Annotated in this window: 21 protein-coding genes; 14 read left to right on the top strand and 7 right to left on the bottom strand. The window is 59.4% G+C overall.

All coding sequences use genetic code 11. From position 1 onward, the window contains the following. Positions 1 to 319: 319 nt before the first annotated feature. The 8 genes from CCX46_RS27640 to trpE all read left to right on the top strand — a co-directional run bounded on the left by CCX46_RS27640 (position 320) and on the right by trpE (position 9,405). Positions 320 to 1,444, top strand: a complete 1,125-nt coding sequence (locus CCX46_RS27640; protein WP_038363353.1) for an ABC transporter ATP-binding protein — start codon at positions 320 to 322, stop codon at positions 1,442 to 1,444. A gap of 48 nt (positions 1,445 to 1,492) precedes the next feature. Further along, positions 1,493 to 2,536 carry an ABC transporter substrate-binding protein gene (locus CCX46_RS27635; protein WP_127929989.1) on the top strand — a complete coding sequence of 348 codons (1,044 nt, stop codon included), beginning with the start codon at positions 1,493 to 1,495 and terminating at the stop codon, positions 2,534 to 2,536. A 194-nt stretch (positions 2,537 to 2,730) separates the two neighbouring features. Continuing rightward, entirely contained in the window at positions 2,731 to 3,978 is a 1,248-nt protein-coding gene (locus CCX46_RS27630; RefSeq protein WP_008084125.1) for an ABC transporter permease, read from the top strand. A gap of 12 nt (positions 3,979 to 3,990) precedes the next feature. Further along, entirely contained in the window at positions 3,991 to 4,815 is an 825-nt protein-coding gene (locus CCX46_RS27625; protein WP_008084123.1) for an ABC transporter permease, read from the top strand. A 287-nt stretch (positions 4,816 to 5,102) separates the two neighbouring features. Continuing rightward, positions 5,103 to 6,251, top strand: coding sequence for an iron-containing alcohol dehydrogenase (locus CCX46_RS27620; protein WP_127929988.1), 1,149 nt, complete (start codon positions 5,103 to 5,105; stop codon positions 6,249 to 6,251). Between the two features lie 114 nt (positions 6,252 to 6,365). Further along, entirely contained in the window at positions 6,366 to 7,040 is a 675-nt protein-coding gene (gene rpe, locus CCX46_RS27615; RefSeq protein ID WP_007918813.1) for a ribulose-phosphate 3-epimerase, read from the top strand. Continuing rightward, positions 7,037 to 7,855 carry a phosphoglycolate phosphatase gene (locus CCX46_RS27610; RefSeq protein WP_127929987.1) on the top strand — a complete coding sequence of 273 codons (819 nt, stop codon included), beginning with the start codon at positions 7,037 to 7,039 and terminating at the stop codon, positions 7,853 to 7,855. The genes rpe and CCX46_RS27610 overlap by 4 nt, the downstream gene beginning before the upstream one ends. Before the next feature lie 71 nt (positions 7,856 to 7,926). Beyond that, entirely contained in the window at positions 7,927 to 9,405 is a 1,479-nt protein-coding gene (gene trpE, locus CCX46_RS27605; RefSeq protein ID WP_127929986.1) for an anthranilate synthase component I, read from the top strand. Positions 9,406 to 9,621: 216 nt separating this feature from the next. Here the strand turns inward: trpE and estP are convergent, their stop codons facing one another. After that, complete coding sequence (gene estP / locus CCX46_RS27600; protein ID WP_127929985.1) at positions 9,622 to 11,529, bottom strand: esterase EstP; 1,908 nt, start codon at positions 11,527 to 11,529, stop codon at positions 9,622 to 9,624. A 408-nt stretch (positions 11,530 to 11,937) separates the two neighbouring features. Between estP and CCX46_RS27595 the strand changes: the two genes are divergently transcribed. The 4 genes from CCX46_RS27595 to CCX46_RS27580 all read left to right on the top strand — a co-directional run bounded on the left by CCX46_RS27595 (position 11,938) and on the right by CCX46_RS27580 (position 15,261). Continuing rightward, a complete protein-coding gene (locus CCX46_RS27595; protein ID WP_007918806.1) occupies positions 11,938 to 12,531 on the top strand; it encodes an aminodeoxychorismate/anthranilate synthase component II in 594 nt (197 codons plus the stop codon). 9 nt (positions 12,532 to 12,540) lie between these two features. Continuing rightward, entirely contained in the window at positions 12,541 to 13,590 is a 1,050-nt protein-coding gene (gene trpD / locus CCX46_RS27590) for an anthranilate phosphoribosyltransferase (protein WP_127929984.1), read from the top strand. Then, entirely contained in the window at positions 13,587 to 14,423 is an 837-nt protein-coding gene (gene trpC / locus CCX46_RS27585) for an indole-3-glycerol phosphate synthase TrpC (RefSeq protein ID WP_127929983.1), read from the top strand. The genes trpD and trpC overlap by 4 nt, the downstream gene beginning before the upstream one ends. Positions 14,424 to 14,559: 136 nt before the next feature. Beyond that, a complete protein-coding gene (locus tag CCX46_RS27580) occupies positions 14,560 to 15,261 on the top strand; it encodes a lipoate--protein ligase family protein (protein ID WP_127929982.1) in 702 nt (233 codons plus the stop codon). A gap of 9 nt (positions 15,262 to 15,270) precedes the next feature. On the opposite strand, the gene crp is transcribed toward CCX46_RS27580, so the two are convergent. Continuing rightward, positions 15,271 to 15,915: a cAMP-activated global transcriptional regulator CRP gene (gene crp / locus CCX46_RS27575; protein WP_008088598.1), complete on the bottom strand. Its 645-nt coding sequence runs from the start codon at positions 15,913 to 15,915 to the stop codon at positions 15,271 to 15,273. Between the two features lie 237 nt (positions 15,916 to 16,152). Between crp and CCX46_RS27570 the strand changes: the two genes are divergently transcribed. Both CCX46_RS27570 and speD read left to right on the top strand, forming a co-directional pair. Continuing rightward, positions 16,153 to 16,575 (top strand): OsmC family protein, encoded by a 423-nt coding sequence (locus CCX46_RS27570; protein WP_003228794.1) that lies wholly within the window; start codon positions 16,153 to 16,155, stop codon positions 16,573 to 16,575. A gap of 237 nt (positions 16,576 to 16,812) precedes the next feature. Continuing rightward, the gene (gene speD / locus CCX46_RS27565; protein WP_016983471.1) at positions 16,813 to 17,607 is read left to right on the top strand and encodes an adenosylmethionine decarboxylase; all 795 of its coding nucleotides are present in this window, start codon (positions 16,813 to 16,815) and stop codon (positions 17,605 to 17,607) included. Positions 17,608 to 17,716: 109 nt separating this feature from the next. On the opposite strand, the gene coq7 is transcribed toward speD, so the two are convergent. From coq7 to CCX46_RS27540, 5 genes are all read right to left on the bottom strand, one after another. Further along, a complete protein-coding gene (gene coq7, locus CCX46_RS27560; RefSeq protein ID WP_008077993.1) occupies positions 17,717 to 18,364 on the bottom strand; it encodes a 2-polyprenyl-3-methyl-6-methoxy-1,4-benzoquinone monooxygenase in 648 nt (215 codons plus the stop codon). A 199-nt stretch (positions 18,365 to 18,563) separates the two neighbouring features. Then, positions 18,564 to 18,902 carry a histidine triad nucleotide-binding protein gene (locus tag CCX46_RS27555; protein WP_003228789.1) on the bottom strand — a complete coding sequence of 113 codons (339 nt, stop codon included), beginning with the start codon at positions 18,900 to 18,902 and terminating at the stop codon, positions 18,564 to 18,566. 80 nt (positions 18,903 to 18,982) lie between these two features. Next, entirely contained in the window at positions 18,983 to 19,771 is a 789-nt protein-coding gene (locus CCX46_RS27550) for an SDR family NAD(P)-dependent oxidoreductase (RefSeq protein ID WP_034155108.1), read from the bottom strand. Positions 19,772 to 19,832: 61 nt separating this feature from the next. After that, complete coding sequence (locus CCX46_RS27545) at positions 19,833 to 20,783, bottom strand: DUF805 domain-containing protein (protein WP_127929981.1); 951 nt, start codon at positions 20,781 to 20,783, stop codon at positions 19,833 to 19,835. Between the two features lie 78 nt (positions 20,784 to 20,861). Next, positions 20,862 to 21,830 (bottom strand): NAD(P)H-dependent flavin oxidoreductase, encoded by a 969-nt coding sequence (locus CCX46_RS27540; RefSeq protein ID WP_127929980.1) that lies wholly within the window; start codon positions 21,828 to 21,830, stop codon positions 20,862 to 20,864.

Genomic DNA, 21,830 nt, shown 5'->3' with positions numbered 1-21,830 from the left:
TGCTCGCGAAAGCGGTGTAACAGTCACCGAATAAGCTGAATGACCCACCGCATTCGCGAGCAGGCTCGCTCCCACAAGGGATCTGCTTTGGATCCGGATTGTGCGCATATCCCTAAGCGACACGCGTTTTTGCCATTGCATGTGGCTCGCAGCTTGTCGCTTGCCACTGCCTTATCCATTAGCGCCATCCTTGTAGGGCAATCCCTACCCCCAACCTTCCACCCGGCTGAGGCGATTCTCTCCTGCGCCCCGATTTGCGTGGCTGTCAGCAGCCACTAGGCTTAACCCACAAGCAGTCATCAACAACAAAGGTGTGGGTATGAGCCAGGTCGATACAAACGCAGGGGCCAGTGATGTACTGGTCAGCTTTCGTGGAGTGCAGAAGAGCTACGACGGCGAGAACCTGATCGTCAAAGACCTCAACCTGGACATTCGCAAAGGCGAATTTCTCACCCTGCTCGGGCCGTCCGGTTCCGGCAAGACCACCAGCCTGATGATGCTCGCCGGTTTCGAAACACCAACCGCCGGTGAAATTCTGCTGGCCGGGCGCTCGATCAACAACGTGCCGCCGCACAAACGCGACATCGGCATGGTGTTCCAGAACTACGCGCTGTTCCCGCACATGACAGTGGCGGAAAACCTCGCGTTCCCGCTGACCGTGCGTGGCCTGAACAAAAGCGACGTCAGCGACCGTGTGAAAAAAGTCCTCAGCATGGTTCAGCTCGACGCGTTCGCCTCGCGCTATCCGGCGCAGTTGTCCGGTGGTCAGCAACAACGTGTGGCATTGGCCCGCGCGCTGGTGTTCGAACCGCAACTGGTGCTGATGGACGAACCCCTCGGCGCCCTCGACAAACAACTGCGTGAACACATGCAGATGGAAATCAAACACCTGCACCAGCGCCTCGGCGTGACCGTGGTCTACGTGACCCACGATCAGGGTGAAGCGCTGACCATGTCCGATCGTGTTGCGGTATTCCATCAGGGTGAAATCCAGCAGATCGCCCCGCCGCGCACCCTTTACGAAGAACCGAAAAATACCTTCGTCGCCAATTTCATCGGCGAAAACAACCGCCTCAACGGCCGCTTGCTCAGCCAGAGCGGCGAGCGTTGCGTGGTCGAGTTGGGTCGTGGCGAAAAGGTCGAGGCGCTGGCGGTCAATGTCGGCCAGACCGGCGAACCGGTGACCCTGTCGATCCGTCCGGAGCGCGTCAGCCTCAACGGTTCGAGCGATCAATGCGTTAACCGCTTCTCAGGGAGGGTGGCGGAATTCATCTATCTGGGCGACCACGTCCGAGTGCGCCTGGAAGTCTGCGGCAAGACCGACTTCTTCGTGAAACAACCGATTGCCGAGCTCGATCCAGCGCTCGCGGTCGGTGACGTGGTACCGCTTGGCTGGCAGGTCGAGCACGTTCGCGCGCTTGACCCGCTTTTAGAGGCGAACTGATCGCCCCGGCAATACCAACACCAACCCTGCACGTGGAGAGAACAATAAATGTTGAGATCCCTGAAGTTCACCGCCCTGACCCTGGGCCTGATGGGTGCGGCAAACGCAATGGCCGCTGGCCCCGATTTGACCGTGGTGTCGTTTGGCGGGGCGAACAAGGCGGCGCAAGTCAAAGCCTTCTATGCACCGTGGGAAGCGGCAGGCAACGGCAAGATCGTCGCCGGCGAATACAACGGCGAAATGGCCAAGGTCAAAGCCATGGTCGACACCAAGAGCGTGTCGTGGGATCTGGTGGAAGTTGAATCGCCAGAGCTGTCCCGTGGTTGCGACGAAGACATGTTCGAACAACTCGACCCGGCACTGTTCGGCAAAACCGAAGATTACGTCAAAGGCGCGATCCAGCCGTGCGGCGTAGGTTTCTTCGTTTGGTCGACCGTACTGGCTTACAACGCCGACAAGCTGAAAACCGCACCGACCAGTTGGGCGGATTTCTGGGACACGAAGAAATTCCCGGGCAAACGTGGCCTGCGTAAAGGCGCCAAGTACACCCTCGAATTCGCTTTGATGGCCGATGGTGTGGCGCCGAAAGACGTCTACAAAGAGTTGGCGAGCAAGGGTGGCCAGGATCGCGCGTTCAAGAAGCTTGATGAGCTGAAGCCAAGCATTCAGTGGTGGGAAGCCGGCGCGCAACCGCCGCAATACCTCGCTTCCGGTGACGTGGTGATGAGCTCGGCTTACAACGGTCGCATCGCGGCGGTGCAGAAAGAATCCAACCTGAAAGTGGTGTGGAACGGCGGCATCTACGACTTCGACGCCTGGGCTATCCCGAAAGGTCTGGACGCCAAGCGCGCGGAAGCGGCGAAGAAATTCATCGCCTTCTCGGTACAGCCGCAGCAACAGAAGACCTACTCGGAAAACATCGCCTACGGCCCGGCCAACACCCAGGCTGTGCCGCTGCTGGCCAAGGATGTCCTGAAAGACATGCCGACCACCCCGGAAAACATCGCCAACCAGGTGCAGATCGACGTCAGCTTCTGGGCTGACAACGGCGAGCAGCTGGAGCAGCGCTTCAACTCCTGGGCTGCGAAATAAGCCGAGCCTGGTGAGGGTGGGCTTGCCCACCCCTGTGGGAGCGAGCCTGCTCGCGAAAGCGGTAGATCAGCCAGCATAGATGTTGAATGTGCTGGCCTCTTCGCGAGCAGGCTCGCTCCCACAGGTAGCTGTGTTTCAACACAACAGCGGTGGCTCACCACCTCTGTAACGATCAAAGATTTGCGGAGTACGTCATGGCCATCGCCGTTCCCCTGAACGAGGGCAACAGCCCCACCTTGAAGCAGAAGCTCAAGCGCGCCGAGCGGGTCAACCGCTGGAAGGCTCAAGCGCTGATTGCGCCGCTGGTGCTGTTTCTGTTGCTGGTGTTTCTGGTGCCGATCGTGGCGCTGCTCTACAAAAGCGTCGGCAACCCCGAAGTGGTCGGCGGCATGCCGCGCACCGTGGCGGCCATCGCCAGTTGGGACGGCCGTGGCCTGCCCGCTGAACCGGTCTATAAAGCCGCCGGCGAAGACCTCGCCGAAGCGCGCAAAAACCAGACGCTGGGCGATTTGTCCAAGCGCTTGAACATGGAGTTGGCCGGCTATCGCAGCCTGTTGACCAAAACCGCCCGGGCGCTGCCGTTCGCCAGCGAACCGGCCTCTTATAAAGAAGCCCTGGAAGCACTCGACGAACGTTGGGGCGACCCCGCCTACTGGCAGGCGGTCAAACGCAACACCAGCAGCATCACGCCTTATTACCTGCTGGCGTCCGTCGACCACCGCATCGACGACCTCGGCGAAATCGCCCCGGCCACCCCGGATCAGGCGATCTACCTCGACATCTTCGCCCGCACCTTCTGGATGGGCCTGGTGATCACCGTGATCTGCCTGCTGCTCGCCTATCCACTGGCCTACCTGCTGGCAAACCTGCCATCGCGGCAAAGCAATCTGCTGATGATTCTGGTGCTGTTGCCGTTCTGGACCTCGATTCTGGTGCGTGTCGCCGCATGGATCGTGCTGTTGCAATCGGGCGGTCTGATTAACAGTGGCCTGATGGCCATGGGCATCATCGATAAACCGCTGGAACTGGTGTTCAACCGCACCGGCGTGTACATCTCGATGGTGCACATCCTGCTGCCGTTCATGATTCTGCCAATCTACAGCGTGATGAAAGGCATCTCGCCGACTTACATGCGCGCCGCGATTTCCCTTGGCTGCCATCCGTTTGCCAGTTTCTGGCGGGTGTACTTCCCGCAGACCTATGCCGGCGTCGGCGCCGGTTGCCTGTTGGTGTTCATCCTCGCCATTGGCTACTACATCACCCCGGCGCTGCTCGGCAGCCCGAACGATCAAATGGTCAGCTACTTCGTCGCCTTCTACACCAACACCAGCATCAACTGGGGCATGGCCACCGCACTGGGCGGGCTGTTGTTGCTGGCGACTGTCGTGCTTTATCTGATTTACAGCTGGCTGGTCGGCGCCAGTCGCCTGCGCCTGAGCTAAGGGGAATTCGAGATGCTGAGTCCTTACATGTCGCCCATTGAACGGGTGTGGTTCTACAGCCTGCGGATCCTTTGCGGCCTGATTCTGTTGTTCCTGATTCTGCCGGTGCTGGTGATTATTCCGCTGTCGTTCAACTCGGGCAGTTTTCTGGTGTATCCGCTGCAGGGTTTCTCGCTGCAGTGGTATCACGACTTCTTCGCCTCGGCGGAATGGATGCGCGCCCTGAAGAACAGCATCATCGTCGCCCCGGCGGCGACGGTGCTGGCGATGATCTTTGGCACGCTGGCGGCAATCGGTCTCACTCGCGGTGACTTCCCCGGTAAAGCGCTGGTGATGGCGCTGGTGATTTCGCCGATGGTGGTGCCGGTGGTGATCATTGGTGTGGCGAGCTATCTGTTTTTCGCACCGCTGGGGTTGGGCAACAGCTTCTTCTCGTTGATCGTGGTGCACGCGGTGTTGGGCGTGCCGTTTGTGATCATCACGGTATCGGCGACGTTGCAGGGGTTTAACCACAATCTGGTGCGTGCGGCGGCTAGTCTTGGTGCTTCGCCACTGACGGCGTTTCGTCGGGTGACCTTGCCGCTGATTGCGCCGGGGGTGATTTCCGGGGCGCTGTTTGCGTTTGCGACTTCGTTTGATGAGGTGGTGGTGACGTTGTTTCTTGCCGGGCCTGAGCAGGCGACGTTGCCTCGGCAGATGTTTAGCGGGATTCGCGAGAACCTCAGCCCGACGATTGCGGCTGCGGCTACGTTGCTGATCGCCTTCTCGGTCATCCTGCTGCTGACCCTGGAATGGCTGAGGGGTCGTAGCGAAAAACTGCGTACGGCTCAGGTTTAAGGGCCAGATCAAAAGCTTACCCCCTCACCCCAGCCCTCTCCCCCAAGGGGTAGAGGGGAAAGGGAGCAGATATTCGTGCGGTTCAGAATCTGAGTTCGACTCGGTATTTCAGGTCGGTGTACTTCGAAAGTACAGCGCGGTCAGTCCCCTCTCCCTTTGGGAGAGGGCTAGGGTGAGGGGCTCTTGCTCTTGCGCTCGATGGGTCATTCACCACCTGAATAGCAGACAACCCCAAATCCCCAGCTAATCTTGTGCCCAGCTCCCACATCTATAAGAGGCTGCGCACGATGAGTCTGTCCCAGTTCAAAATCGCTCACAAACTGATCACCGGCGCCGCCGCCATCGAACAACTGGCCGCCGAACTCACACGCCTCGACATCGACAACCCATTGATCGTCACCGATGCCGCGCTGGTCAAATCCGGCACGGTTGAGCTGGCACTGGTGCAACTCGGTGGTCGCGACTACGAGATTTTCGACCGCGTACTGCCAGACCCGGAAATCGCCATCGTCGAAGACTGCATGCGTGTCTACCGCGAAGGCGGGCACGACGGCTTGATCGGTCTCGGTGGCGGCAGTGCCATCGACATCGCCAAAAGTGTCGCGGCGTATGCCGGTTACCACGGCGCACTGGAAGATCTGTTCGGTGTCGACCAGGTGCCACGCAAAGGCCCGCCACTGATCGCCATCCCGACCACCGCCGGCACCGGTTCCGAAGTGACCAACGTCGCGATCCTCTCGGACAAAGTCGCGCAGTTGAAGAAAGGCATCGTCAGCGACTTTCTATTACCGGACGTGGCGCTGGTCAGCCCGCAGATGACCCTGACCTGCCCACGCAGTGTCACCGCCGCCAGTGGCGTCGACGCCTTGGTGCACGCCATCGAATCCTATCTGTCGGTGAATGCCTCGCCGATCACCGACTCGCTGGCCATCGGTGCCATCAAGCTGATCGCCAAAGCCCTGCCCAAGGCCTATGCCAACGGCGGCAATCTGCAAGCGCGCGAAGACATGGCCACCGCCAGCCTGATGGCCGGTATGGCGTTCGGCAATGCCGGGGTCGGCGCGGTGCATGCGCTGGCGTATCCGCTGGGCGGGCGTTTCAACATCGCCCATGGCGTGAGCAATGCGTTGCTGCTGCCGTACGTCATGACATGGAACAAGATGGCCTGCGTTGAGCGCATGCAGGATATCGCCGAAGCCATGGGGGTGAAGACCGCTCATCTGAGCGCCGCCGAAGCAGCGGACAAAGCCGTGCAGGCAATGAGCGATCTGTGCGCAGCCGTGGAAATTCCGGCCGGACTGCGTAGTTTCGGCGTGCCGGAAGAAGCGATCCCGGCGATGGCCGTGGAAGCGGCGGGGATCGAGCGCCTGATGCGCAACAATCCGCGCAAACTCAGCGCTGGGGACATCGAGAAGATCTACCGCGCGGCGTATTGAGTCAGCGCCCGTCCTCCGTCATGGCACAACCCAATCATCGCGGTCACGGTGCGCGCTTGGAAACTTGAGGTATACAATGCGCGCCATCGTGATTTAGCTCAGAAAAGGTGCGTCATGCAGCCCTTCGTAATTGCTCCGTCGATTCTCTCCGCCGACTTCGCCCGCCTCGGCGAGGAAGTCGACAACGTTCTGGCCGCGGGTGCCGACTTCGTTCACTTCGACGTCATGGACAACCACTACGTGCCGAACCTGACCATCGGTCCGATGGTTTGTGCGGCATTGCGCAAGTACGGCGTCACCGCGCCGATCGACGCGCACCTGATGGTCAGCCCGGTGGACCGCATCGTCGGCGACTTCATCGAGGCCGGCGCTACCTACATCACTTTCCACCCGGAAGCCACGCTGCACGTTGATCGCTCGCTGCAACTGATCCGTGAAGGCGGCTGCAAATCCGGTCTGGTGTTCAACCCGGCAACCCCGCTGGACGTGCTCAAGTACGTGATCGACAAGGTCGACATGGTCTTGCTGATGAGCGTCAACCCGGGCTTCGGCGGGCAGAAGTTCATTCCCGGCACCCTCGACAAACTGCGCGAAGCGCGGGCGATCATCGATGCTTCGGGTCGTGACATTCGTCTGGAAATCGACGGCGGCGTCAACGTCAACAACATCCGCGAAATCGCCGCCGCTGGCGCTGACACCTTTGTTGCCGGCTCGGCGATCTTCAACGCGCCGAACTATCAGGAAGTCATCGACAAGATGCGCTCCGAACTGGCGCTGGCGCGCCCATGAGCGGGTTCGAGCAGCTGTTCCCGGGGAAACTGCCACGGCTGGTGATGTTCGATCTGGATGGCACGCTGATCGACTCGGTTCCGGACCTGGCAGCGGCGGTGGACAACATGCTGCTCACCCTTGGTCGTCAACCGGCGGGCATCGATTCGGTGCGCGAGTGGGTTGGTAACGGCGCGCCGGTGCTGGTGCGCCGCGCGTTGGCCGGTGGCATTGATCATTCAGCCGTGGATGACGTCGAAGCCGAGCGTGCGCTGGAAGTGTTCATGCAAGCCTACGGCGCCAGCCATGAGCTGACCGTGGTCTATCCCGGCGTGCGCGACACCCTCAAGTGGCTGCACAAGCAAGGCGTGGCCATGGCGCTGATCACCAACAAGCCGGAGCGTTTCGTCGCGCCGTTGCTGGATCAGATGAAGATCGGTCGCTACTTCAAATGGATCATTGGTGGCGATACCTTGCCGCAGAAGAAGCCTGATCCGGCGGCGCTGTTCTTCGTGATGAAAATGGCCAACATCCCGGCCTCGCAATCGTTGTTCGTCGGCGACTCGCGCAGCGACGTGCTGGCGGCGAAAGCGGCGGGAGTCAAATGCGTGGCGCTGAGTTACGGCTACAACCATGGCCGACCGATTGCCGAGGAATCCCCGGCGCTGGTGATCGACGATCTGCGCAAGCTAATTCCCGGTTGCCTCGGTACGGCCGCTGAGATAACGTTGCCCGACGCTTCTCAATCCCATTCTGGAAACGCCATCGTGGTGGTCACTCGCAAACTCTGGATGAAAGTCATCAAGGCCCTGGCCCGCTGGCGTTGGCGCGCCTGACTTGTTCCTGGCCGGCTCGCCGGCGCGTTTGCATACCTGACTGATTTGCCCCTCACACCACGAGGCACCTTATGATCCGCGAAGAATTCCTGCGCTTGGCCGCTGACGGCTACAACCGCATTCCGTTGGCCTGCGAAACCCTGGCCGACTTCGACACGCCGCTGTCGATCTACCTGAAACTGGCCGACCAGCCCAACTCCTACCTGCTCGAATCGGTGCAGGGCGGCGAGAAATGGGGCCGTTACTCGATCATCGGCCTGCCGTGCCGCACCGTGCTGCGGGTTCACGACCATCACGTCAGCATCACCGTTGATGGCGTCGAGACCGAAAGCCACGATGTTGAAGATCCGCTGGCCTTCGTCGAAACCTTCAAGGCTCGCTATAACGTGCCGACCATTGCCGGTCTGCCGCGTTTCAACGGTGGCCTGGTCGGTTATTTCGGTTACGACTGCGTGCGTTATGTCGAGAAGCGTCTGGGCAAGTGCCCGAACCCGGATCCACTGGGCGTGCCGGACATTTTGTTGATGGTCTCCGACGCGGTCGTCGTTTTTGACAACCTCGCCGGCAAGATGCACGCGATCGTGCTGGCCGATCCTGCGCAGGCGGATGCCTTCGAACAAGGTCAGGCGCAATTGCAGGCACTTCTGGAAAAACTGCGCCAGCCGATCACCCCACGCCGTGGCCTGGACTTCAGCAAACAGCAATCGGCTGATCCGGTGTTCCGTTCCAGCTTCACCCAGGACGATTACGAAAAAGCCGTCGACACCATCAAGGAGTACATCCTTGCTGGCGACTGCATGCAGGTTGTGCCGTCGCAGCGTATGTCGATCGACTTCAAGGCTGCACCGATCGATCTGTACCGCGCCCTGCGTTGCTTCAACCCGACGCCGTACATGTACTTCTTCAACTTCGGCGACTTCCACGTCGTCGGCAGTTCCCCGGAAGTGCTGGTGCGGGTCGAAGACAACCTGATCACTGTGCGCCCGATCGCCGGTACTCGCCCACGTGGTGCCACCGAAGAAGCCGATGTGGCGCTGGAAGAAGACCTGCTGTCGGACGATAAAGAGATCGCCGAGCACTTGATGCTGATCGATCTGGGCCGTAACGACACCGGGCGCGTTTCGGAAATCGGCTCGGTGAAACTCACCGAGAAAATGGTCATCGAGCGTTATTCCAACGTGATGCACATCGTCTCCAACGTCACCGGCCAGTTGAAAGAAGGGCTGACGGCGATGGACGCGCTGCGGGCGATTCTGCCGGCCGGCACCTTGTCGGGCGCACCGAAGATTCGCGCGATGGAAATCATCGACGAACTGGAGCCGGTCAAGCGTGGTGTTTACGGCGGCGCGGTCGGTTACTTCGCCTGGAACGGCAATATGGACACCGCGATTGCCATTCGCACGGCGGTGATCAAGAACGGCGAACTGCATGTGCAGGCCGGTGGCGGTATCGTCGCCGACTCGGTGCCGGCGCTGGAATGGGAAGAGACCCTGAACAAACGCCGCGCGATGTTCCGCGCTGTGGCCCTGGCCGAGCAAACCCCGGACTGATCACTGATCTTCCCTGTGGGAGCGAGCCTGCTCGCGAAGAGGCCGTGTCAGTCACCATTGATGTTGGCTGACTTAGCGCTTTCGCGAGCAGGCTCGCTCCCACAGGGGGGCATATGTTTGGCAATAAAAAAGCGGCGCCTGTGAGGGCGCCGCTTTTTTATGACCTGCAACAGCCCTGTAGGAGCTGCCGCAGGCTGCGATCTTTTGATCTACCGCTTAAAAATCCAACACAACCCCGACATTCACACCCTGCTGGGTAAAATCATCATCCTTGCGCAACGAATACCCGCCGCGCAGCGCCAGATCAGCCGTCAGTTTGTGGCTCACGCCCAGACTCAAGCGGTTCAGATGACTCTGCGGCGTATAGCCCTCAAGCTTGAAGTCATTCGCCGGCAAGGTGTTGAGCGCGATGCGGACCTTCTGCACGTCATCTTCGTACTCACGCTCGTGAGCGTATTCGCCAAACACCTGGGTTTGCGGGGTGATGTTGTACTTGCCCTGCAAGCCCAGACCCAGACGCTTCGAGTCACGGGTCTGATCATCGAAGGTCAATGCCGTGGCGCGATTGCTCTTCTCTGAATAACCATCGACATCAACGCTGGCGTAGTCGGCGCTGACGAATGGCGACAGGTGCCACTCGCTGCCCGGCTGGGCAATGTCGTAACCGACACGCGCGCTGAAGGCCCAGAGGCTGCCGTCAGTGTCGCCTTTCTCCGCACCTTCGCTGGCGCCAAGATCGAACTTGCGTTTGAGGTTGTCGTAGTCGAGTTTGCCACCGGTCAACGCTGCATCAGCCCACCAGCGATTTTGCTGGTACTGGGCAAATGCCGTGGCCATGTAGCTGTTGAGTTTGTAGTCCGAGTCGTTATGGCCGGCCTCCAGATTCTGTCGGTAGAAGCCGCCTGCCACACCCACGCGCCAGGCTTCATTCAAGCGATAGCTGCCGCCGACGTTGAGGTTGTAACCGCTGCCATCGGCGCTGGCGCCGCTGCTTTGGCTGTCGACATCCAGATGCTGGCCGCCGGCGGAAACAATCGCGCGCCATTGGCCAACCGCTTGCCAGTTCTCCCAATCCGCCTGCCATTGGTTGCGCAGTTCGTCTTGGTGCGCGCGCACGGTGGCGTGGGCCATTTCCGGCAGCAGCGTCAGCTCCCACGGCGCGGCGAGGAGGGAATAGGCGTAGTCGGAGATCAGTTTTTGCCCGGCTTCGGTCGGGTGCACGCCGTCGTTGTAGATCAGTTTGCTCGGGTCGGGTGTCGCGCTGTTGATGCCGTAACGGGGGTTTTCCGGGCAACTGCTGCCACTGAAGCAGGTCGCAGTGAGGTTCTGATCGGTCGCCAGGCCAAAGCGTCCCGGGTCGGCAAACACTTCCGAGAGCAAGACCGGAATGTTCAACGGAATGATTTCGGCATTGATGCCTTGCAGGCGTGTGACCAATTGACTGTTGAACTGGGTGGCAAGTTGACTGCTGAAGGCTTGCAATGGCGTACCGTTGATGGCTGGGGTCAGGCCAACGTCAGGCAACAGCCAGACCATCACGTATTTGGCGCCGGCGGTTTGCAGCGTCTGCACACTGTCGGCGAGACGATCCGCCGCGGCGTTGGCTTGCGGCAGGCTGAGAATGCGCCCTTGCAGGAAGTCGTTGCCGCCGCCGGAAATGTAGTACAGCGCATTCGGGTCGGCGCGGAAGCCGTTGGAGGGCAGGTAACCGGCGCGGGTGCGTTCGCCGGTAGCGGATTGCGTGGTGATCGAGTCGAGGATCTGGTCGGTGCGATAGCCGCCGACCGCCCAGTTGTTGCCGTCCGGCTGGCCGTTTTCGGCGCGCACGGCGGAGCTGGAAGAGGCTGTCTGGTCTGGCGAAAAGCCAAGGCGTCCGCCGAGCAACTGCGTGGAGTTCAACGAATACAGTTCACCGCTGCCATTCTGATACACCGGCCCGGTCCGATTGGTGTAACGCTCGGTGGAGCCGGCCGGTCCGCCAGTGTCGGCGAAGGTTCCGGCGTCATTCAGACTGTCGCCGAAAACTATGAAATTCGAATAGGGATTGGGTGCAGCATTGGCCTGAGCACAAGCCAGTGCGAGCAGGCAGCCAGCCAGCGGGACAAACAGCGTCTGTTTGATCATGAGCAAGTCCGTTTATTTATTGTTGTAGGTGAACGAAACGACAGTACCAAAAACTCCCGGCGTTTTGCCATCGGTCGCGAATCCTCCCCAGCTTTTATCTCCCGCAGCCCCGGCCATATTGCACGCTCCGCCCAGCTAAGTTACTGTGCCGGAACGTATGAACGAGACCTTCCCCGTGTTGATCACCAGCAAACTTCTGGATCAAGTCATCAAGGCACACGCCCGCTGGCGTTGGCGCGCCTGAATCTTTTCTGCCGGCCCTGCCGGATCTGTATCGCTTTGCCTTCCTTGCCTGTTTGAAATGCCGCTGTGCCGACGCATCTACCTGCGTCCGACATCGTGCAGCGCCCTGCGGGCAAGTGATCTGAAGGCTGTTTTCAAATCAGAATTCAAGAGGTTCGACACGCCATGTTGCTGATGATCGACAACTACGACTCCTTTACTTACAACGTTGTGCAATACCTCGGCGAGCTGGGTGCCGACGTCAAAGTCGTGCGCAACGACGAATTGACCGTCGCCGAAATCGAAGCGCTGAAACCTGAGCGCATCGTCGTATCGCCAGGCCCTTGCACGCCGACCGAAGCTGGCATCTCCATCGAAGCCATCAAACACTTCGCCGGCAAGCTGCCGATCCTCGGTGTCTGCCTTGGCCACCAGTCCATTGGCCAGGCGTTTGGCGGCGATGTAGTCCGCGCCCGCCAAGTGATGCACGGTAAGACTAGCCCGGTATTCCATGAGGACAAGGGCGTTTTCGCAGGTCTGAATCATCCGCTGACGGTTACCCGTTACCACTCGCTGATCGTCAAGCACGATACTTTGCCCGATTGCCTGGAGCTGACCGCGTGGACGCAACACGACGACGGTTCGGTCGACGAAATCATGGGCCTGCGTCACAAGACCCTGAACATTGAGGGCGTACAGTTCCACCCCGAGTCGATCCTGACCGAGCAAGGCCATGAACTGTTTGCCAACTTCCTCAAACAAACCGGCGGCACGCGCTAAGGACTTCCCATGAATATCAAGACAGCCCTGAGCCGTATCGTCGAACACCTCGACCTCAGCACCGATGAAATGCGCGACGTGATGCGCGAAATCATGACCGGCCAATGCACCGACGCGCAGATCGGCGCGTTCATGATGGCCATGCGCATGAAGAGCGAAAGCATCGACGAGATCGTCGGCGCCGTGTCGGTGATGCGTGAGCTGGCCGATCAGGTTGACCTGAAAACCCTCGACGGCGTCGTCGATGTGGTTGGCACTGGCGGTGACGGCGCAAATATTTTCAACGTGTCGACGGCTTCTTCCTTTGTTGTCGCGGCAGCCGGTTGCACCGTGGCCAAACACGGCAACCGTGCGGTATCGGGCAAGAGCGGCAGCGCCGATTTGCTCGAAGCCGCCGGCATTTATCTGAACCTGACGCCGGTTCAGGTCGCCCGTTGCATCGACAACGTCGGCATCGGTTTCATGTTTGCCCAGACCCACCACAAAGCCATGAAGTACGCCGCCGGCCCGCGCCGCGATCTCGGCCTGCGTACGCTGTTCAACATGCTCGGCCCGCTTACGAATCCGGCCGGTGTGAAGCATCAGGTAGTGGGCGTATTCAACAAGGCGCTGTGCCGGCCATTGGCCGAAGTCTTGCAGCGTCTGGGCAGCAAGCATGTGCTGGTGGTGCACTCGAAGGACGGTCTGGATGAATTCAGTCTCGCCGCACCGACCTTTGTCGCCGAGCTGAAAAACAACGAAATCAGCGAATATTGGGTCGAGCCGGAAGATCTGGGTATGAAGAGCCAGAGCCTGCACGGTCTGTCGGTCGACGGCCCGGAAGCCTCGCTGGCGCTGATCCGCGATGCCCTCGGCAAGCGCAAAACCGAGAACGGCCAGAAAGCCGCCGAAATGATTGTGCTCAATGCCGGTGCAGCGCTGTATGCCGCTGACGTGGCCAGCAGTTTGAAACAGGGTGTCGAGCTTGCGCACGACGCGCTGCACACCGGTCTCGCTCGGGAAAAACTCGAGGAGCTGGGTGCCTTTACCGCGGTATTCAGAGTGGAGAATGAGGGATGAGTGTACCGACGGTTCTGGAAAACATTCTGGCGCGCAAAGTTCAGGAAGTCGCCGAGCGTAGTGCTCGCGTCAGCCTGAGCGAGCTGGAAAGTCTGGCCAAGGCGGCCGATGCACCCCGTGGTTTTGCCCAGGCATTGCTGGCGCAAGCCAAGAAGAAACAGCCTGCGGTGATTGCCGAAATCAAAAAGGCTTCGCCAAGCAAAGGCGTGATCCGCGAGAACTTCGTTCCCGCCGACATCGCCAAAAGCTATGAGAAGGGTGGGGCGACTTGTCTTTCCGTACTGACCGACATCGATTACTTCCAGGGCGCTGATGCGTACCTGCAACAGGCTCGTGCCGCGTGCAGCCTGCCGGTGATCCGCAAGGATTTCATGATCGATCCGTACCAGATCGTCGAGGCCCGTGCGTTGGGCGCCGACTGTGTGCTGTTGATCGTCTCCGCACTGGATGACGTGAAAATGGCCGAACTGGCCTCGGTCGCCAAAGGCGTCGGTCTCGATGTGCTGGTCGAAGTACACGATGGCGATGAGCTGGAGCATGCATTGAAAACCCTCGATACACCGCTGGTCGGGGTCAACAACCGTAATCTGCATACGTTCGATGTCAGTCTGGAAACCACCCTCGACCTGCTGCCGCGCATTCCGCGCGATCGTCTGGTAATTACCGAGAGCGGTATCCTCAATCGTGCTGATGTCGAACTGATGGAAATCAGCGACGTGTACTCGTTCCTCGTCGGTGAAGCGTTCATGCGTGCGGAAAATCCGGGCACTGAACTGCAGCGTCTGTTCTTCCCGGAGCGTGGCGTGTCGATCAGCGGTTCGACCCTCGACTGATATTCTTTCAGACCGAGTCGACCCTTTCGCGAGCAAGCTCGCTCCCACATTGGAATGCATTTCTCCTGTGGGAGCGAGCCTGCTCGCGAAGGGGCCATCGAAACCGCTAAAGATTTCCATGTTGCCGGAGCCTGTTATGTCGCTGCCAACCCCCCTGACCATCGAAGCCGGCCTGCAAGCCGAACAGGATTTGCTGGCCTCGGTCTGCGCCGGCGACTCTGAATTCGGCCTGCTGTTCTGGCAACCCAGCGATCGCGCCCTGGTCATGCCGCGCCGCCTCAATCGTCTCCCCGGTTTCGACCACGCTTGCGAAGTCTCCGCCGCCGCTGGCTGGCCCGTCCTGCTGCGCGAAACCGGCGGCGAACCCGTGCCGCAATCTGCCGCCACTATCAATATCGCTCTGGTCTACGCACCACCGCGCAGCGAAGGCGATCTGAACCGTATCGAAACCGGCTACCGTCGTCTCTGCGATCCGATCTGTCAGTTACTGGATGAGTTGGGTGGCACATCATCGTTGGGTGAGATCGACGGCGCTTTCTGTGACGGTCGTTTCAACGTCAATCTCGACGGTCGCAAGATGGTCGGCACCGCCCAGCGCTGGCGCCAGAGTCAGGGTGGACAGCGCCCGGTCGGTCTGGTGCACGGGGCGATGCTGATGGATAACGAGCGCGAATCGATGGTCGCCGCGGTCAATCGCTTCAACGAAGCGTGCGGCCTGGAGCAACGCGTGCGGGCTGAAAGCCACATCGCCCTGCATGAGAAATTCAACGCGCCACAGGCCTTGGCGCGTCTCGATGAGCTGTTTCGTTTGATGCTGGCGCAGATGTATAGCGCCTGATATTCGGGCTTAGCGCGTACCGAAGACCACCATGGTCTTGCCTTTCACATCGACCAGGTTGCGTTCCTCAAGATCCTTGAGCACGCGACCGACCATCTCCCGCGAACAACCGACAATCCGCCCGATCTCCTGACGCGTCACCTTGATCTGCATGCCGTCCGGGTGGGTCATCGCATCTGGCTGCTTGCACAGTTCCAGCAGACAACGTGCTACCCGGCCAGTGACGTCGAAGAACGCCAGATCGCCAACCTTGCGTGTGGTGTTGCGCAGGCGTTGTGCGATTTGTCCGCTGAGGACGTAAAGAATGTCCGGATCCTGCTGCGACAATTCGCGGAACTTGGCGTAACTGATTTCCGCTGTTTCGCATTCGACCTTGGCCCGCACCCAGGCACTGCGTTCCTGTTCCTGGCCGGCTTGTTCGAACAGACCCAGCTCACCGAAGAAATCCCCGGCATTGAGGTAGGCGATGATCATTTCACGACCGTCGTCGTCCTCGATCAGGATCGTTACCGAGCCCTTGATGATGAAGTACAGCGTGTCCGAACGATCGCCCGCACAGATGATGTTGCTTTTGGCTGCATGACGACGGCGCTGACAATGCATCAGCAGCTTGTCGAGGTTCTTGATTTTGGGTGTGGGGGTAATAGCAACCATGGTTGTATCCCGAAAAGACTGCACGGTGATGTTTGATTTTTTTATGAGGCGCTGAAGGCGGTCGCTGCACAGCTGGCATGGGCGCCAGCGAATTGGCGCCAGCTTAACAGACACTTCGTCGAAAATTCGAGAAATTACCTACACCGCAGAGGCGTCCGTCCTAGGAACGCCGCCCGCTGTCCGGGCAAAGTGCTGTGCTAAGCTGGCGACCCTTTTTTCAACAGTGGAGTCTTGGCGATGAAGGCACGCATCCAATGGGCTGGCGAAGCCATGTTCCTCGGCGAATCCGGAAGTGGTCATGTCGTAGTGATGGACGGTCCGCCGGACGCCGGTGGTCGTAACCTGGGTGTTCGCCCGATGGAAATGCTTCTGCTGGGTGTTGGCGGTTGCAGCAACTTCGACGTGGTCAGCATTCTGAAGAAGTCCCGCCAGGCCGTGGAAAGCTGCGAAGCCTTCCTGGAAGCCGAGCGCGCGACCGAAGATCCGAAGGTGTTCACCAAGATTCACATGCATTTCGTGGTCAAGGGCCGTGGCTTGAAAGAAGCCCAGGTCAAACGCGCGATCGAGCTGTCCGCCGAGAAGTATTGCTCGGCTTCGATCATGCTCGGCGCGGCTGGTGTGGCGATTACTCACGATTACGAAATCGTCGAACTCGGTTGAACCGACATTCAACTATCATAAAAGCAGTGCAGACTCTGGCGATCCCCCGCTGACGTCTGCATAATGCGCCACTTTTTTCAGGGCAGTGATCGGTCAGCCGATGGATCAGCCGCCTGAACAGATAACCAAAATCGCCATCGCGAAGAGGTGTTAACCGTCCTACGCAGGTGCGTTGTTCGCACTTGACGGGCATGCTTGATCACGCGGCCGGGCCGCATACATAGAGAGTTTTTAACGGTGAAAAGCAAACTCAAGCTCCACGGGTTCAATAACCTGACAAAGACCTTGAGCTTCAACATCTATGACATCTGCTACGCGGAAACCCCGCAAGACCAGCAGGCTTACGTCGAGTACATCAATCAAGAGTACAACGCGAAACGCCTGACGCAGATTCTCACAGAAGTTGTCGAGATCATTGGTGCCAACATCCTGAACATTGCCAGTCAGGACTATGAACCTCAGGGCGCCAGCGTCACGATTCTGATTTCTGAAGAGCCGGTAACCCCGACTGAAAGCCAGATCGAAGAATCGCCGGGCCCGTTGCCCGAAATTATCCTGGCCCACCTCGACAAGAGCCACATCACGGTGCACACCTACCCGGAAATTCATCCGGACGACGGTATTGCAACGTTCCGTGTGGACATCGACGTGTCGACTTGTGGTGTCATCTCACCGCTGAAAGCGCTCAATTTCCTCATTCACCAGTTCGATTCGGACATCGTGACTGTGGATTATCGTGTGCGCGGCTTCACCCGTGACGTTGAAGGCAACAAGCACTTCATCGACCACGAGATCAATTCGATCCAGAACTACCTTTCCGAAGACACCCGCGACGCGTACCAGATGACCGACGTGAACGTGTACCAGGAAAACCTGTTCCACACCAAAATGCTGCTGAAGAACTTCGAACTGGATAACTACCTGTTCGGCGACGCCACCAGCAACCTGTCCCCCGAGCAGCGCGCTCAGGTGACGGACCGTGTGAAACACGAAATGCTCGAAATCTTCTACGCGCGCAACATGCCGACCTAAGATTCCCGGGCACAAAAAAAGGCGACCTTTTGGTCGCCTTTTTCATTTCTGCCAACCCCCTGTGGGAACGAGCCTGCTCGCGAAGGGGCCCTCTGCAGCAATATCATTCTCAGATCCGATAAGTACTCTTGGTCATCACCTTGGCCAGAATACTCATCCCGAACTTCACCGGCGCCGGAAAACGGAAACCTCCAGCCTCCAAAGCACTTTCGGCATGATGTTCTTCATCAATGCGCATCTGTTCCAGAATCGCCCGGGACTTCTCGTCCTCCGCTGGCAACTGCTCCAGGTGTTCGTTCAAGTGCTTGCACACCTGATGCTCGGTCGCCGCGACAAACCCGAGGCTGACCTTGTCGCTGATCAATCCGGCCACCGCGCCAATCCCGAACGACATCCCGTAAAAAAGCGGGTTGAGCACACTGGTATGGCTGCCCAACTGATGAATACGCTGTTCGCACCAGACCAGATGATCAATTTCTTCTTCGGCAGCGTGCTCCATGGCCTCGCGTACCTGCGGGAGCTTGGCGGTCAGTGCCTGCCCCTGATACAGCGCCTGGGCGCAGACTTCACCGGTATGGTTGATGCGCATCAGGCCGGCGACATGGCGGGTGTCTTCGTCGCTCATCTGCGTGTCCGGCTGCAAAATCGCTGGCGACGGACGGTACGGCTGGCCACTGAAGGGCAACAGGGTACGCATCGCGGCATCGGCTTGCAGCAGAAGACGGTCAATCGGCGAGTAGTGACGTTGGGTAGTCATGCTGACCTCCGGGAAGAATCTCGGCGGCCAGTTTAACCGAATCGGCCGGGGGAAGGTTTGCGCTGGGTCATTTGCTGCGCGGTCATGCTTTTTTGTGGGAGCGAGCCTGCTCGCGAAGGCGGAGTGTCAGGCACTGATACATTGAATGTGCCGAAGTCTTCCCGAGCAGGCTCGCTCCCACAGGGGGAAGGGGCGTGCCTTAGCCCGGCGGCCAGTTCATCTGTCGCTGACCGAGTACGTGCATATGAATGTGGTAGACGGTCTGCCCACCCTTTTCATTGCAGTTCATCACCACGCGGAAACCTTCCTCGCAGCCCAGTTCCAGCGCCAGACGCTGTGCAGTGAACAGGATATGCCCGGCCAAAGCCTTGTCGTCTTCGGTCAGATCATTGAGGGTGCGCACCGGTTTCTTCGGGATCACCAGGAAGTGCACCGGTGCCTGAGGGGCGATGTCGTGGAACGCCAGAACCTGGTCGTCTTCGTAAATGATTTTCGCCGGGATTTCCCGGTTGATGATCTTGGTGAACAGAGTATCCACTGCTGTTTTCTCCGTTGTTTGGCTGGTCTGAGTGTACTCAGGGCGGCTTATCCCGCCCAGTGTTTTACCTGTAGGGCATTTCAGCGCGGGCAGTAAGCCTTGTTGACCATGCCGACAATGGTGCGATTGAGCCAGCGCGAACCCAGTCGCGGCAGGAACGCGAACCAGCGGTTGCGCCGCCCCGGAATGATGATCGCGCGGTTCTTGTCGAGGGCGCGCACGGTGTACAGCGCGACCTCCTCGGGGCTCATCAGCAATTTACTGTCTTTGAGTTTGTCGCTGTTGAGCTGTGCCGTGCGGAAAAATGCCGTGCGTGTCGGGCCGGGGCAGAGCACCGAAACCTTGACCGCGCTTTGTTTGAGCTCAACCCGCAAGGCTTCGGAGAAGTGCAGAACATACGCCTTACTGGCGTAGTAAGTGCTCATCCACGGGCCGGGATTGAACGCTGCCACCGAGGCGACATTGAGAATCTGCCCGCCACCTTGCAGCGCCATGCTGTTACCGATGGCGTGGCATAAGCGGGTGAGGGCGAGGATATTCACCTCGATCAGATCCTGCTCGGTCATCCAGTCCTGCGCGAGAAACGGGCCGCAGGTGCCGATGCCGGCGCAATTGACCAGCAAGTCGATCTGCCGGTCGCCTTCTTCCAGTTCCAGCAAAAAACCGGACAGGCGCAACGGCTCGCCCAGATCGCAGGCGCGGAACAGCACTTCAACACCGAAGCGTTGGGTCAACTCGATCGCAATACTTTCCAGCTGATCACGCTGTCGGGCCACCAGAATCAGGCTGCGGCCGCGCCGGGCCAGCGCTTCGGCCATGGCCAGGCCGATGCCGCTGGAGGCGCCAGTGATCAGAGCGTAACGGGTCATGCAATTCTCCATCGCAACAGCTCCGCGCCAGCGACGCGGGTGTCACGGCGGGGAGCGCTGTTCATTCTTTTGCAGAGTCTACAGGGGCCTGCGCCGCTTCGGCTGCTTCGTCGGCGGAATCCACGGGCGATTCGACCTCTACTTCGACTTCATCAGTAGTCACTGAGCCACTTTCGTAGCTGCTTTCCAGATTGCTTTCGTATTCCTGCTGTATGGCCGAAATCCCGCCGAGCATTCCACCGGCAAAGACCAGCGCGAAAAACACGATCCACAGTGAACACAAGACTTTCACTGCGGTGCTGTTGGGCGGCGGCGGAGGCCCGTAACGGTTGGCGCCGGTGTTGCCCGGCACAACCATGATGACCAGCGGGAAGAAGCTGCCCACGAACGGCACCAGGTTCAGCAGCCACAGCCAACCCGACCAGCCGATGTCGTGCAGTCGTTGAACGCTGAACAGAATGCTGACGATCAGGAAGGCGACAAACAGGAAGAAGGCGAAGATGCCACCGATGATCAGGCCAGTGGTGGAATCGCCGCTGACCAGCCCCAGAGCCAGCAGGGCGAACACGCCGACAATGGGCAGGGTCACCAGGCTCAGGACCATTGTCCATGCCAGAAATCGCAGGCGGCCGATTCGCCCTTCGACGCTGAACGGCTTGAGCGTGGCGAACGCCGGCAGACTCTCGCCGACGGTGGCGCGCGGTGGTGCGTAAGGGGAGTCAGGTTCCGCTATGGCAGCTGAATGCTCGTGTACGTCGGAGAGATTCAGTTCGATCGTCGTTTCAGCTTCGATGCGCGCATCGATCCCGGTTTTGCTCAGCGCTTGCAGATAGGTCTGCGCATCGCTGTGGGACAAATCACGTTTGAGTGCGACGGTGCGGCCGTTGAACAGGCGCTCGATCGCGGCCACATCACTTTTGAACAGATCCGCCAGATTGAGTTTGGCAGTGGTGATATCGACACCGGGCTGTAGAGCTCCGTCGAATACGATCTTGTAACGGGGTTCGCTCATGGCCGAGGCATCCTTGTCGCGAATAGATTGAAAGGTCAGCAGTGTAAGGCCAGTCCGTCGGGGCTGGCCTGGTTTTTCTTAGCGTGGCCAGTGTTTCGTAAGCTGTGTCGCGTTTTCCTGTGCCTGACGATATTCAGCGTCCAGCCGCGAGATCAATTGATCCACGTTTGGCAAGTCATCGATCTGCCCTACACCCTGACCGGCGGACCACACGGTTTTCCAGGCTTTGGCTTCATCGCTGATCGGCTTGAGCTTGTCGCCGAAATTCACTTCGCCTTTGCCTTGCAGAGCGGCCATATCGAAACCGGCGGCCTCCAGGCTCTGGCGCATGAAGCTCGCCGGCACTCCCGACACCGCTGGAGTATGAATGATGTCCGCAGCCTTGGCTGTCAGCAGCATCTCTTTGTACGCGTCAGGCGCATGACTTTCCGTCGTGCCGATAAATCGCGTACCGAAGTAGGCCAAATCCGCACCGAGCAGCTGTGCGGCGAGGATCTCATGGCCGTGGTTAAGACATCCTGCAAGCAGCAGGGTTTTATCGAAAAACTCTCGGATCTCGGCGATCAGTGCAAACGGACTCCAGGTACCGGCATGGCCCCCGGCGCCGGCGGCGACAGCGATCAAACCATCGACGCCGGCCTCAGCCGCTTTCTCGGCGTGGCGGCGAGTGGTCACGTCATGGAACACCAGACCGCCATAGCTATGCACCGCGTCGACCAGTTCCTTCACCGCGCCGAGACTGGTGATGACAATCGGCACTTTGTGTTCGACACAGATGTTCAAGTCCGCCTGTAAACGCGGGTTGCTGTTGTGCACGATCAGATTCACTGCATACGGCGCCGGGTTCTCCAGTGTCGCCAGGCCCGCTTCGATCTGTTCCAGCCACGCTTTGAAGCCGCTGCTTTCGCGTTGGTTCAGGGCCGGAAAACTGCCGACCACGCCATTGCGGCAGCAGGCGAGCACCAACTCAGGATTGGAAATCAGAAACATCGGCGCGGCCACTACAGGCAGACGCAGACGTTGTTCGAGCAGAGCGGGCAGCGACAT

This window comes from Pseudomonas sp. RU47 (assembly GCF_004011755.1).
In the GTDB taxonomy this organism is placed as follows: Bacteria; Pseudomonadota; Gammaproteobacteria; order Pseudomonadales; family Pseudomonadaceae; genus Aquipseudomonas.
Note: the sequence above shows the minus strand (reverse complement) of the source record. Positions and strands in the feature narration are given on the sequence as shown.